This is a genomic window from Acidobacteriota bacterium, assembly GCA_026393675.1.
In the GTDB taxonomy this organism is placed as follows: domain Bacteria; phylum Acidobacteriota; class Vicinamibacteria; order Vicinamibacterales; family JAKQTR01; genus JBAXOX01.
In genome coordinates, this window is sequence record JAPKZQ010000039.1 from 16,540 (window position 1) to 29,311 (window position 12,772).

Annotated in this window: 10 protein-coding genes and 1 pseudogene; 3 read left to right on the plus strand and 8 right to left on the minus strand. The window is 66.2% G+C overall.

The features are described from left to right. Position 1 precedes the first annotated feature (1 nt). Genes fmt through aroC form a run of 3 tightly spaced genes read right to left on the minus strand, consistent with a single transcriptional unit; the run spans position 2 to position 2,735 of the window. Positions 2–994, minus strand: coding sequence for a methionyl-tRNA formyltransferase (gene fmt, locus NT151_09205; protein ID MCX6539094.1), 993 nt, complete (start codon positions 992–994; stop codon positions 2–4). A 5-nt stretch (positions 995–999) separates the two neighbouring features. Further along, positions 1,000–1,509 carry a peptide deformylase gene (gene def / locus NT151_09210; protein ID MCX6539095.1) on the minus strand — a complete coding sequence of 170 codons (510 nt, stop codon included), beginning with the start codon at positions 1,507–1,509 and terminating at the stop codon, positions 1,000–1,002. Beyond that, complete coding sequence (gene aroC, locus NT151_09215; protein MCX6539096.1) at positions 1,506–2,735, minus strand: chorismate synthase; 1,230 nt, start codon at positions 2,733–2,735, stop codon at positions 1,506–1,508. Before aroC ends, def begins: the two co-directional genes overlap by 4 nt. Before the next feature lie 332 nt (positions 2,736–3,067). Here aroC and NT151_09220 point away from each other — a divergent pair, with 332 nt between their 5' ends. Further along, positions 3,068–5,566 carry a sigma 54-interacting transcriptional regulator gene (locus NT151_09220; GenBank protein ID MCX6539097.1) on the plus strand — a complete coding sequence of 833 codons (2,499 nt, stop codon included), beginning with the start codon at positions 3,068–3,070 and terminating at the stop codon, positions 5,564–5,566. A gap of 130 nt (positions 5,567–5,696) precedes the next feature. Here NT151_09220 and NT151_09225 read toward each other — a convergent pair whose 3' ends face one another. From NT151_09225 to NT151_09245, 5 genes and pseudogenes are all read right to left on the minus strand, one after another. Further along, complete coding sequence (locus NT151_09225) at positions 5,697–7,643, minus strand: RiPP maturation radical SAM C-methyltransferase (protein MCX6539098.1); 1,947 nt, start codon at positions 7,641–7,643, stop codon at positions 5,697–5,699. A 5-nt stretch (positions 7,644–7,648) separates the two neighbouring features. Then, positions 7,649–8,572, minus strand: coding sequence for a glutathione synthase (locus tag NT151_09230; GenBank protein ID MCX6539099.1), 924 nt, complete (start codon positions 8,570–8,572; stop codon positions 7,649–7,651). Further along, the gene (locus NT151_09235) at positions 8,569–9,321 is read right to left on the minus strand and encodes a hypothetical protein (protein ID MCX6539100.1); all 753 of its coding nucleotides are present in this window, start codon (positions 9,319–9,321) and stop codon (positions 8,569–8,571) included. The genes NT151_09230 and NT151_09235 overlap by 4 nt, the downstream gene beginning before the upstream one ends. A gap of 547 nt (positions 9,322–9,868) precedes the next feature. Next, positions 9,869–10,780, minus strand: a pseudogene (locus tag NT151_09240) (zinc metalloprotease). A gap of 1 nt (position 10,781) precedes the next feature. Further along, positions 10,782–11,105 (minus strand): hypothetical protein, encoded by a 324-nt coding sequence (locus NT151_09245; GenBank protein MCX6539101.1) that lies wholly within the window; start codon positions 11,103–11,105, stop codon positions 10,782–10,784. A gap of 295 nt (positions 11,106–11,400) precedes the next feature. Between NT151_09245 and NT151_09250 the strand changes: the two genes are divergently transcribed. Both NT151_09250 and NT151_09255 read left to right on the plus strand, forming a co-directional pair. Further along, entirely contained in the window at positions 11,401–12,285 is an 885-nt protein-coding gene (locus tag NT151_09250) for a zinc metalloprotease (GenBank protein MCX6539102.1), read from the plus strand. A gap of 11 nt (positions 12,286–12,296) precedes the next feature. Continuing rightward, positions 12,297–12,632 carry a hypothetical protein gene (locus NT151_09255; GenBank protein ID MCX6539103.1) on the plus strand — a complete coding sequence of 112 codons (336 nt, stop codon included), beginning with the start codon at positions 12,297–12,299 and terminating at the stop codon, positions 12,630–12,632. Positions 12,633–12,772: the final 140 nt, after the last annotated feature.

The following is a 12,772-nucleotide window of genomic DNA, read 5'->3' on the forward strand; positions in this document are numbered from 1 at the left end:
GTTACGTGACGGCTGGTTGGTCGTCGAATCGGGTGCCGGCTGTCAGGTGGTGGCCTGCGGCGAAATCGCGCACGCTCATCGCTCGCCGGCCCTCGGGTTGCACCAAGAGCACATCGAGAACCCCGTCGCCAGTTCGCACCGTCAACGCGTCACGCGAGACGCCTACAATCATGCCTGGCGCTGCCGTATCGACACCAGGAGACGACGATGGTTCCGCCCCACCGGCGCCAGCCCCAATCCGGGTCTTGAGGACGATCAGGCGGCGGCCGCCAATCCACGTCCACGCGAGCGGCCACGGCTGCAGGCCGCGGACCCTGTTGTGGATCACCTGCGATGTGGCGCTCCAGTCGATCGCGCCTTCCTCTTTCTGCAGACGCGGCGCGTACGTACTGGCCTGATCATCCTGCGGTTCAGGTCTGGCCCGACCCGAGACGATGTCCGCGATGACCTCCAATAGAAGCCCTGCCCCCATCCGGGCGAGGTCCTCTTCGACCTCCGCGCTGGTTTCGTCAGGGCCTATCGGCCGCGTGGCCGTCTTGTAGACCGCTCCCGCGTCGAGTGCCTGAACGACATGCATGATGCTGATGCCGGTTTCCGCATCCCCAGCCATCACGGCGCGATGCACCGGTGCCGCGCCACGGTATCGCGGCAGCAACGACGCGTGCACATTGATGAGACCGACGGGCGGTGTGGCGAGAACAGCGGCCGGCAGGATCTTGCCGTACGCGGCGACGACGCCGAGATCAGGCGCAAGTTCCCGCAGGGCGGCCAGCGCGTGCTCGTCCTTGAGGCGCTCGGGCTGCAGCACAGGAATCCCGTGCTCGCGAGCCACCTGCTTGACCGGGCTTTCCGTGACGTGTTGACCGCGCCCGCGCGGCTTGTCGGGTTGGGTGACGACGCCCACCACGGCATGTCCGGAGGTGAGCAAGGCGCGCAGCGACGGGACCGCGAACTGCGGCGTGCCGAAAAAGACGACGCGCAATGGCCGGTGCATGACCGCTACCACTTGCCGGTTCGGGCGAGTTTCTTGATGCGCCGCACGATGACGTCGCGCTGGATGCCGCGGAGCCGGTCCACGAAGACCCGCCCGTCGAGGTGATCCATTTCGTGCTGGAAGGCCCGCGCCAGCAGTTCCGTGCCTTCGACCACCTGCTCCTTGCCGTTCAGATCAAGGCCTTTGACCGTGGCTGTGCCTGGCCGCGCGACCGTCGCGTTGAATCCGGGCAGGCTGAGGCAACCTTCTTCTTCGAGCTGCATGCCGTCGCGGTCGACGAATTCCGGATTCACGAACGTGAGCAGGCCGCTCGTATTCCGGCCAACGGACAGATCCACGACGAAAATGCGGAGCGGGATTCCGATCTGCGGCGCCGCCAGGCCAACCCCGGGTGCCGCATACATGGTCTCGATCATGTCCCGCACGAGCGTGGCAATCTCGCCGGTGATGTCCGAGACGAGGTCGGCCGGGCGGTGAAGCACGTGCTCGCCGTACTTCATGATGGGTCGAATCATGAGGATGGCGTTCCTGGAACTCGGGCGAAGCGAGCGGCGTACTGGTCGAGCCAGTCCGTGTGACGGCGGCGCAGATCGCCGATCGAGTCGCCGCCAAAGCGATCGATGACGGCGTTGCACAACGAGAGCGCCACCATGGCCTCGCCGACGACTGCAGCGGCTGGCACGGCGCACACATCACTGCGTTCAATCGCGGCGGTCGCCTCGCGCATCGTCTCGAGATCGACTGAGCGGAGCGGAGACATGAGTGTGGCGATGGGTTTCATATACGCCGTGACACGTACGTCCTCGCCGTTGGTGACGCCGCCCTCGAGCCCGCCCGCGTGATTGGTGGGCCGCGAAAACGGCTTCGGTGCCTCATCGCGGCCGGCCTGACGCCCGGGGAGGATCTCATCGTGTACACGGGAGCCTGGCAGACGCGCGACATCCGCGCCGATGCCGATGCCAACCGCCTTGATGGCCGGAATCGACATCATGGCTTGCGCGAGTCGGCCGTCCAGCTTGAGATCCCACTGCGAGTAGCTGCCGAGACCGGGTGGGACGCCAGTGGCCACGACCTCGAACGCGCCGCCGAGCGTGTCGCCAGCCGCGCGGGCCGCATCGATGGCGGCGATCATGTGCGCCTCGATGGTCGGGTCGGCGCAGCGAGTAGGCGAGTCGTCCGGGAGCGCGGCGATCTGGTCGAAGGGGATGGGCGTGGCCGGGTCGACGGCGACATCGCCAATCGAAACGACGTGACTCGCGATGCGCACGCCGATCTGCGCCAGAATCTGGCGGGCCACGGCGCCGGCAGCCACGCGGGCGGCGGTCTCTCGGGCGCTGGCCCGCTCGAGGACGTCCCGCAGATCGTCGTGGCCGTACTTGAGGGCGCCAGCCAGATCTGCATGGCCGGGTCTGGGCCGAGTGACCGGCGCTCGCCTGGCGCCGCCTGCTTGCGGCGGGACGTCGGCGTCGGGGTACATCGTGAATTCCCAGTTCACCCAGTCGCGATTCTCAATCGTGATGGTCACTGGAGCGCCAGTGGTCTTGCCGTGCCGCACGCCAGAAACAACCACTGCCGTATCGGACTCGATGGCCATCCGCTTGCCGCGGCCATATCCGCCCTGGCGGCGCCGCAGATCGCGGGTGATCGCCGGCACGTCGAGCGCGAGGCCGGCGGGCACGCCGTCCAGAATCATGGTCAACATTCGGCCGTGAGATTCGCCAGCCGTTAGAAATCGGAGCATCCGACGGATATTTTATACGAACTGACCGGATGGGGGCTTGGTGTAGCATCTGCCGCCGGCACGCGCTGATTTCGCGCTCTGGCAATTCTTGCCGCGTTGATGGCCGACCGAGATCGAACTTTCTGCACTGGGCCGCTACGCGACCGGGCTGTTTGGCCCATTCGCCCGGGTGTCATGCACATATGCGATGGGCGCCGTTCTTGCACTAGACGTCTGCTATGGGCCTCATCTTGCCGAATGAAGCAAGTATTCGTCACCCCGGCGAAAGCCGGGGTCCAGTCCTGGATTCCCGCGTTCGGGGGAATGACGGGTTGGAGGCGCCCCTTCCGGCGATGATTGCCCATGGTGCCGCCGTAGCCGAAGGCGAAGGCGTCGGCGAGAGCACGGCGGCCAGTCGTGGCCCTGGCCAGACGACGGGTGACGCATCGGGCCGGGTTCCTGGCGTCGACGAACTGTTCGGTCGAGGGCGCTACGCAGCGGCCGAGCGACTGCTGCGCCGCGAGATCGGCAGGTTGAGACGGCGTAGAAACTTCCGAGGTGCGGGCGGCGTCGCCCTCGACCTCGGACATCAACATCTCCTTCGCGGGCGGGTGACAGCCGCGTTGACCGACGCCTCCGAAGCAGAGGAACTGTGCTCCGCGGCGCGCTGGCCCTGTGGGGTGGTCGCGGGCCAACTGCTCGCTGGATGGTCGCTCCTCGAAGACGACCGGCTGGCGGAAGCGGAGGCGACGCTCCGGTCGGCGCTTGCTGGCGCAGTGGAACATGCCCACGCCAACTGCGTTCGAGCGGCCACCCTGAGTGTCGCCACCTACCTTGTGGCGGATCGACGGATGGGCGACGCGCAAGCCGCGATGGCGACTCTGCCCGCCGATGGCCGCGAGCCGTGGCGACACGCAGACGCGGTCGCAGAGCGGCCAGAATCCGACGGATTGGCCGCTCGGTGCACGGAGCCGTGGGAGAAGCCGCCCCGACTACTTCCGCGGCATCATGAACTTCTGTCGGCAGAAATCCAGATTCGTCTTGCGCTAGCCGCGGGGGACCCCAATCTGGCAGCCGACCGACTGGCCCGTGCGTGTGGCGTCGGCGCCATGGCCTGTGGCACGGACCGCGTGTCCTTGTCGGTCTGTGAGGTGCTCGTGTTGGGAGCCCAGGGCCGGACCTCCGAAGCGTCACACGCGTGCGCCGCGGGACTGCGTGCGGCTCGGACGGCGCATGCGCCGGCGATGGCCCTGGAGTTGCGACTAATCTATGCCCAGGTGCTCGCGGAGATGGGACAGCTTCGGGATGCGGCGCGTCTGGTGGAACGCCTGCAGGAGTCGAAATGGCCTGCTCCTTCACGCCTGCGGCGGCGCCTTCGCGAGGTGGCCGACCGGATCGGTCAAGCCCGAAACGGATCGCCGTCGGTCGCCGGTGGCCCAACCGTTCAGGTGGATGCTGCCGATGTGTTGGCGATTCTGCAGTCATGCGGTGAGCGGGAAGACGACCACCAGATTGTCTCGGGAGTCTGCCAGGCGCTACGCACGTCGCTACACGCCACCGCCGTGGCCGTGTTTGGTGGGAGCGCGCGCACGACGCCCCTCGCCTGCGTGGGCAGTCGCAGCTTCACGGCCGACATCATCCGCCGGACGCTGACCTCGAGACGTCCATCCGATCTTGCCGATGTGGCGTACAGCGGGGAAGCAGCGGCTCCGATCTGTTCCGGCAACGAAACGCTTGGCGTGATCGTCGCGAAATGGCCGGCGCCGCCAGGCTCCCTCGCGCTCAGGCATCTGGCGCTGTTGCGTTCTGCCGCGTCGGCTGTCGTGCCCGCCGTTCGCGGGTTGGCCGGAGATGCGCCAGATCTGTCTCGGCATGCTGGCGTGCTCGCGGAGATCGCGGGCTCCAGCTCTGCCGTGATCGAGCTCCGGCAGAGTGTGGTCGGCGCCGCGGCGGCACCGTTCCCCGTGCTCATCCAGGGTGAGAGCGGGAGCGGCAAGGAACTGGTGGCGAAGTCCATTCATGGCGCCAGCGATCGCCGGGCACGCCGTTTCTGTCCGGTCAATTGCGCGGCCCTGCCAGACGAACTGTGCGAAGCCGAGTTGTTCGGGCACGCCAGGGGAGCGTTTACCGGCGCAGCCACCGATCGCGCCGGCCTCTTCGAGGACGCCGACGGCGGGACGTTGTTTCTCGACGAGATCAGCGAGTTGTCGCCGCGCGCGCAGGCCAAGTTGCTCCGCGTGATCCAGGAAGGGGAGGTGCGCCGTCTCGGCGAGAATTCGCATCGCCGCGTGGATCCGCGCATCGTCGCGGCCTCCAATCGGTCACTTCAAGACGAGGTCGACGCGGGACGGTTCCGCCACGACCTGCTGTTCCGGCTCGACGTCATTCGGGTTCGTGTGCCCTCACTTCGGGAACGCCCGGAGGATATTCCGTGTCTGGTCGCGCAGATCTGGAGAACGGCGCGGGAGCGTCTTGCCAGCCGTGCCGAACTCTCACCGGCAACCGTCGATGCGTTGACCCGCTACGCCTGGCCGGGCAACGTCCGGGAATTGCAGAACGTCCTGTGTGCGCTCGCGGCGTATGCGCCGCGCTGCGGCCGCGTGGGGCCGGATCGGCTTCCCTGTCACATCAAGGCGAGTCGCACGAGCGTCGCCGTCGCGCAGACACTCGAGGATGGAAGACGAGAGTTCGAGCGCCGATTCGTCCGTGACGCGCTCGTGCGGGCTGGGGGACGACGGACGCGCGCGGCGGAGCAACTGGGGGTGACGCGGCAGGGCCTGGCAAAATTGCTGGCGCGACTCGAGATTTCGGCTGGACCAGGTGTGCCGGACGATGGCACCAGTGGTCCATGACAGACGCTTCGCGGCGGGTCCTATCGGCATGGCGCCCAGCCGCGAGCGGCACGAAGGCGCTCGCCGCAGTCGGTGGTCAGCCTTGTTTGAGATCTGCTCTTCCGGAGTCTGAGCGAGACTCCCAGGAAATCTAAGGGGAATCCGGGACGCTCTTCGTGGTCGTCCTCTTTCGAGCTGTGGCCTTCCTGCTCCGCGCCCCGCTCTCGCGCGCGACTCGAGGCTGAGCATTCGCAGGGACAGGGTCATCGCGGAGCAAGGCGAGGCTCAGGTACCATCCGTGCTCCTCCACCATCAGCCGCTTCGCGCCGAACTCATCCAGCAGCAGGCGTAGCTTCTTCGTGCCGACGCTCTGGCCTCGGCTCTCCGCGAGCCACGCGTCGACCTGGGCAAGCGTTCTCCTCGTGTCACAGTACTCGTAGATGTCCTTTCGGATACCCGTCAGTACCGTCTGCCGAGCAAGGCCCACCGGACGGCTGTCGTCGATGACGAGCGACCCGTTGACGCGCTGGGCCAGCAGACGGTCGTTCCTACGCTTCCAGCCGGAGACGTGCTCCACGAGCCGGCTCAAGTAATCATGATCGTCGAAGACCTCACGCCTGTCGCAGTCGAAGTAATAGACGAGATCCATCAGGGTCTCGCGGTCAAAGGGATAGACGTACTTGAAGAGGCTCCAGGGCCTTGTGTTTGTGAAGCCGAACTCTTCGGCGTGCTCGAAGTTCGGGCTGAAGCGGTCGAGGCGTATCTCGCCGACACTCGAGGGCGCATCGAGGTGCGTGATCAGCGACGCCAGATCGAGCGTGCTCTCGTAGTCCTCCACCTGCTCACCGGGGAAGCCGAAGAGCAGGTTCCAGTCGACGTAGATCCCCGCCTGCCGACACTGCTTGAGGAACTCCAAGTTGCGGAGCGAGGTCGTGCCCTTGCGCATGAGCTTGAGCATGTGCGTGCTCAGACTCTCGATCCCCGCCTGTACGCTCGTCACGCGCGCCCTCGCGAGGGCGTCGATCTGCACTTTCGAAAGAGTTGGCCTCACCTCGTAGAAGAGGTCCACCCCGAGGTTCGCGGCGGCCAGGCGGGGCAGGAAGGCGTCGTAGTAGCTCGGGGCCATCATGTTGTCTACGGTGCGCACGTAGCGCGGACGATACGCACGGACCAGATGGACGATCTCCTCGACCGCCCGATCCGGGCTCTTGGCCCTGAAGGCGATGCTCTCGCCGTTCAAACCGCAGAAGGTGCACTTCGCCTTTTCGCCCCACCAGCAGCCACGGGCTGTCTCGAGGACCACGTGCCGTTCGCCCCCCGAGGGGGCTCCCGTGCGATCGAGGATCTCGAAGTAATCACCGAAGTCCGGAAACGGGAGCCCGTCGAGATCCACGATCTTGTCCGGGGGACCGGTGTCGACGGAGGCGCCACCCCGGCGGTAGACGACTCCGCGCAGGTCGTCGACCGGGTCACCGTCGCCGAGACGTCGGACGAGCTGCGGAAACGCGATGTCGGCTTCGCCGGTGATGACGTAATCGACAAACGGGAAGCAGCGGTGCAGCGCGAGCCCCATGATGCCTTCGCAGTTGGCGCCCCCGAAGACGATGACCGACCGCGGGAACCCTTCCTTCACCCGACGGGCCAGACTCAGGCTCGGGACGTTCTGCTCGAAGACGGAGCTGAAGCCGATGATGTCGTAGGCATCCCAGGAGATGCGCTCCAGGCAGTTGGCGAGGAAGGATGGGATGTGGGCCTTCAGGTGTCGCAGCTCGTGCTGGATCTTTGGTTCGACCCGGCTGAGCACCTCGGCCCGATACTGGTGATCGGGGGGAATCCGGCCCCCGAACAGATCGTGGGCGAACATCTGCTCCCCCGCGAGCAGAGCCGAGGAGCGCTCGACCACCCCGTAGGAACTCCAACCGACCATCTGCGCGAAGAGCACGTTCAGGTAGAGGACGTCACAGGCCACGCCGGCGCGCGCGAGTTCCGCCTTGAGCAGACCCAGCGCGAGCGAGGGTGTGCTGATCGCGGCGAAGGGCATGTTGACGAGCAACACCCGGGGTCGGCTCCCGGCGGGACGCGTCTCGAGGCCGAGCATCGTGCTCAGCTCCCCGACATGAGGTACTCGGCGACCGCTCGTGCGATCGGCTGGCCGGTATGCAACTCGTAGTAGCTGAAGGCCGGTGAGGGATTGACCTCGAGGCAGTAGGCCTCGCCGCCATCGGTGATCTTGAAGTCGATCCCAGCGAAGTCCAAACCGAAGGCCGTGGCCAGCCCGATACAGCGATTGGCGAAGCCTTCGGAGATCGCCGCCTCCTCCAGCTTCTCCTGCTCTCCGGCCAGATACGCGTAGCGGTAGTCGACGGCCGAAGCCTCGATCGACGTGGCGAACGCCCGCCTTCCGACGGTGTGGACCCTCAGGTTCATTCCTTCGACGAACTGCTGGAATTGGACCGGGCAGGCCCGTACGGCCTCCAGCCGCTCGGGATCACAATCGTCGAGCAGGTTGACCACCGACCGCACGTAGCTCGCCGACTTGTAGATGACCCGTCCGTGGCGTCGGCGGAAGCTGCGCACCTCGTCCGGGTCGTTCGTCACCAGCGTTTCGGGGATCGAGAAGCCGTGGCGCCGAATCAGCTGCGCTTGCATTGGCTTGGAGTAGCTCACGCCGATCTCGGCGCTTCGACTGAGGACGCGACCCGGGGCGAGCTCGTGCCACTGCATCAGCATCGCGTGCAGGTTCTGGCAATGGAGGCGCGAGGGCGAGTCTGGCGGCTCGTGCTCGACCTCGGGCAGCAGCTGCCACTCCATCAACCTCGTGTAGATGGCGACGAAATCCTCGAGCCGGTGCCGAGCGCCGTCCAGATGCAGCTCGCCCCGCACCTCGCCATCTCCGACCTCCAGCTCCAGCCGCGTGTCCGCGAAGCGGCGCTGGTTGAATACGACATGGGGCGCCCCCAGCTCCCGCAAGCGCTCGATCACCAGCCCCAGCGACGGCTCCGTCGGGATGCCGCAGAGAAAAATCATGCCCGCGCTCCCTGCCCGTCACGCAGGCTCGAAGCGAGGGCGTCCAGGAGCGCGTCGCCACCCAGCCTGAGGTCGGGCAGTCCCGTCGCTCCGGCGAGCTTCCAAATGCCCTGAGGCCCGACGGAGAACTCCAGACCCAGCAGAGGCGCGTGCGCGAGAGCGGCGAGCCGACGGCACCCTTCCCCGATCGCCGCCGGAGCCGCCGACCCCACGATGTGATCACCGACGACCAGCAGTGTCCTGAGGTCCGGACCGGGATCGGGCATCTGGACGTGGAGCGAGGGCTGAGCCGGCGGATCGTCACTCGACAACCTGTACCGAGGGGTCGGCAGGCCGGCCCTGCCTGCCAGCCAGAGCCACTCGGCCAGGGAGCGGACACGGCCGCAAAGGCACTCCGGCGACGGGGGATTGAGCACCGGTCCCGGGAGCGCGTGGAGCCAGCTCATGAAGAACGCCATCAACTCCTGGACGACGTAGCTACGGTCTGACGGCTGAATCAGGAGCAGATCGCCCTGTGGCGGATAGACGAGACGGTTGAGCGCCCCGCGGACGGAGTCGCTGTGGAGCACGCGCCCGTCGCGCAAGCCCACCTCGACGCGAGCGCCCCCTCCACCGACGTGGTGCACCCAGCGCGCGTGGGACAGGTCGTCTGATGTCACGAACTCGACGGGCTCCAGCCCGCGGCTCCGCAGGCCCTGGTGGGCCCAGCGGGCCGGAGCATCCGTCGAGTCGCACAGTACGAGCCACACTATTGGCTGAAGCCTCCCGGGACGGCCGGTCCTACTTACGTTTCTCCTTCCGCTGTTTCTCCTTCCGCAGCGGAGCCCTCGAGACGTCAGGCCGCTGCGACTGCTGGATGAAGTGCGTCAGCTGGGCCAGGGCGGCCTCGATTCGCTGCAGCCTCTCCTCGTACCTCGCTTCGGGCGCGTACCCCTCCTCGTACCCAGAAGTCTCGTACTCGTACTGCCCGCCCGGGCCCGTCGGCGGGATCTCCGGCTCGTTCTTGCCCAAAGGGGGAACGTCGGGCTCGCGCTTCTTGACATCGGGCTCGCGCTTCTTGACGTCGGGCTCGAGCTTCTTGATCGTGTCGGGCTCGCGCTTTTTGATGTCGGGCTCGCGCTTCTTGATGTCGGGCTCAAGCTTCTTGATCGTGTCGGGCTCGCGCTTTTTGACATCGGGCTCGTGCTTCTTGATTGTGTCGGGCTCGAACTTCTTGATGGTGTCGGGCTCGAGCTTCTTGATGCCGCCGTCGCACGGGATCGCGGTCCCGATGCTGCTGCGGAGTCCGTCGAGCGCTGCCTGCATCCGTGTCACCTGGCCGGCGGTGAACATGGTCATTGCGGCATCGTCGACATAGTCCATGAAGTCCATGAACATGTCGCCGTTGGGGCCGTTGCTGCAACTTACCTTCGGGAAAGCCGGGGCGCCGTAGTTCGGTCCCCCCTGGTTCGGCGTGTCCGCCACGAAGTCGCTTCCGGAGCAGCCCGTGCCGTCGTCACCCCAGATGTGACGCAGATTGAGCCAGTGCCCGATCTCATGGGTCGCCGTGCGACCGAGATGGAAGGGCGCCGCCGCCGTGCCCGTGGTTCCGAGGGCGGAGTGGCGGATGACGACGCCGTCGGTAGCCGCGGGCCCGCCCGGAAACTGCGCGTAACCGAGCAGGCCGCCGGCGAGCGGGCATGCCCAGAGGTTGAGATACTTGTCGCTCGGCCAGGCATTGGCGCCTCCGGTGGCGGAGGACTTGACGCTATCGTCGTCGGAGAAGGCCGTTGTCGCCGTCGCTGTCCGGGTGATGCCGGTCGTCGGGTTGCCGGCGGGATCGGTGGCGGCCAGCTTGAACTCGATCCGCGCGTCGGCGGTCACGGGGGCAAAAGGAGCCGGCACCGTGCCGAGATCGCCATTCTTGTGCCTGAAATCCTCGTTGAGCACGTCGATCTGGCTCTGGATCTGCGCGGCCGAGATGTTCTGCACGCTGGTGTTGTAGACGACGTGCACAACGACCGGGATCCTGGTGCAACCCGTGCGGCCGATCACTGGGCTCATTGCGGCGCGCAGTGCCTGGTTCTCGCTGGCAGCTCTCGCTTCCGCGTACTCGGGAATCGTACGGAGCAGGCGGTAGTGAACGTCCATCGTACCGCAGGTCCGACGGGTCGGCGGGGTGGCCTCGGCCGCCCCACGACGGGATGAGCGCTTCTTCTTCTGTGCCATGTCACTGCTCCTCTCTGGATCGACAGACGACCAGGCGCTGGTCGTCCACTGTCTCCACCTCGAAGGTCCCGGAGAAGCCGGGCGCCCTTATTTCGAGGTGCTTGCCTGCCAGGGTCCAGCGCCCCGAGGCCGTTCGCCGCCGATCATCCGGGCCGGGGCCAACCACCTCGACGACACCATCAGGTTTCAGCGTGAACGCTGTGCGACCACGCGAAGGCGGGAAATCAGTATCCGGGCCCCTGAAGACGAGGCGGGCGCCTTCGTCTTCCTCGTGGGAATGGATCCAAGCGGCCTGAAGGGCTCTCCGGAGGTCGGGGGACAACACGATGTCTCCTTCTGACTCCAGCGACGGCTACCGCGCGAGCTACACTCGAGTGCGCCTCGACAACGACTTCAGATAGCGGGACCCTGCCTGGTGCAACTACCTGAACTCCGTCTGTTTGTTATGCCAAGAGTCTAGTTGCTGCGGAACTCTTGTCAAGGAGTTTCTCGCCCTTTGAAGGGCTGGATGTCCTTGACAACCTCTCCGTTGCGGCCATAATCAGCGCAGAGCGTCAACAGCACACACTCGCAATAGCAGGGCTCCGACACCACTCGCGACACTCGCAGGGAGGGTGAGCATGCCAAAGAAAGAGTCCGCCGCGCGCACGCGCAGAACGTGTGGGGCCATGGCCGCCCACATGATGCTGCTCGAACAGTATCCGTCGTTCCGCGCCGCCCAGATGCGGCTCGAAGGGGTCACCGCCCGGCGACGGGACACGGGCGCCGATCCGCAGAAGGCGACGGTCGCCACGATCAAGACGATCGTGCACGTGGTGTACAACACCGCTGAGCAGAACATCTCGGACGCGCAGATCAACAGCCAGTTCGTAGCCCTGAACAAAGACTTTCGCGCGACGAATCCCGACAAGAGCCAGACCCCGGTCCCGTTCAAAGGCTTCGTCACGGATGCGCGCGTGCAGTTCAAACTGGTCCAGGTGACGCGAACCAAGACGGGCAAAATCTCATTCACCAGCGACGATCAGGTCAAGAAGGCGTCGACCGGCGGGATCGCGCCCACCACCCCGAAAACACACCTCAACCTCTGGGTGTGCCCGATGGGCGGCGGCTTGCTCGGATACGCGCAGTTTCCCGGTGGTCCCCCCGCAACCGACGGCGTCGTGATCAATTACAAGGCGTTTGGCACGAACGGAACCGCTGCGGCACCGTTCAAGAAGGGACGCTCGGCGACGCATGAGATCGGTCACTACTTCAATCTGCGACACATCTGGGGCGACACGCCCGACTGCAGCGGCTCCGACATGGTGGCCGACACACCCAACTGCGCTGGCCCGAATTTCGGGACGCCGCCGTTTCCGACGGTGACCTGCAACAACGGTCCGAACGGCGACATGTTCATGAACTACATGGACTATACCGACGACGCGGCGATGTTCATGTTCACTTCGCAGCAGGTGCTTCGCATGCGCGCCGCCCTCGAGAGCGTGCGCAGCGGACTGCTGTAGACCTGAAACCAATGACAGGGACAGGCGGGCCTGGCGATCGACTGTTCTCGACGAAATGGGTGCACGTCTTCGAGGAGGATACGGCGGACGGCGCCGTGTACCGGTCCGAAGAGGGCGACATCCCGTTGTCGCGGCGGCCGCGCGAACGACTCGAGCTCGGTCGGGATGGCTCGGCCCGTCTGTTCGTCGGGGGACCTGACGACCGGCTGGTCGAGCACCCCGCCACCTGGCGCGACGACGACAGTCCGCCTGCGACGCGTAAGCCCGAGGGTGCGGAAGTCCGCATCGTCCATCGGTTGCCGGACCGCCTGGTCGTGAAGATTCGCGGCGCTGGCCCGAAGAGCTGAAATCTCTGTGCGCCATCATGCCCAAGAAGAAGCCCGTCGCCCCTCCCGCGCTTTACGAAGTCAGTGAGCGTGTCCCTCGGCAGGCCTCGGTTCGTCCCTACCAGCGCCCCCGCGGGGCCCCGCTCGTACGACCCCTTCGC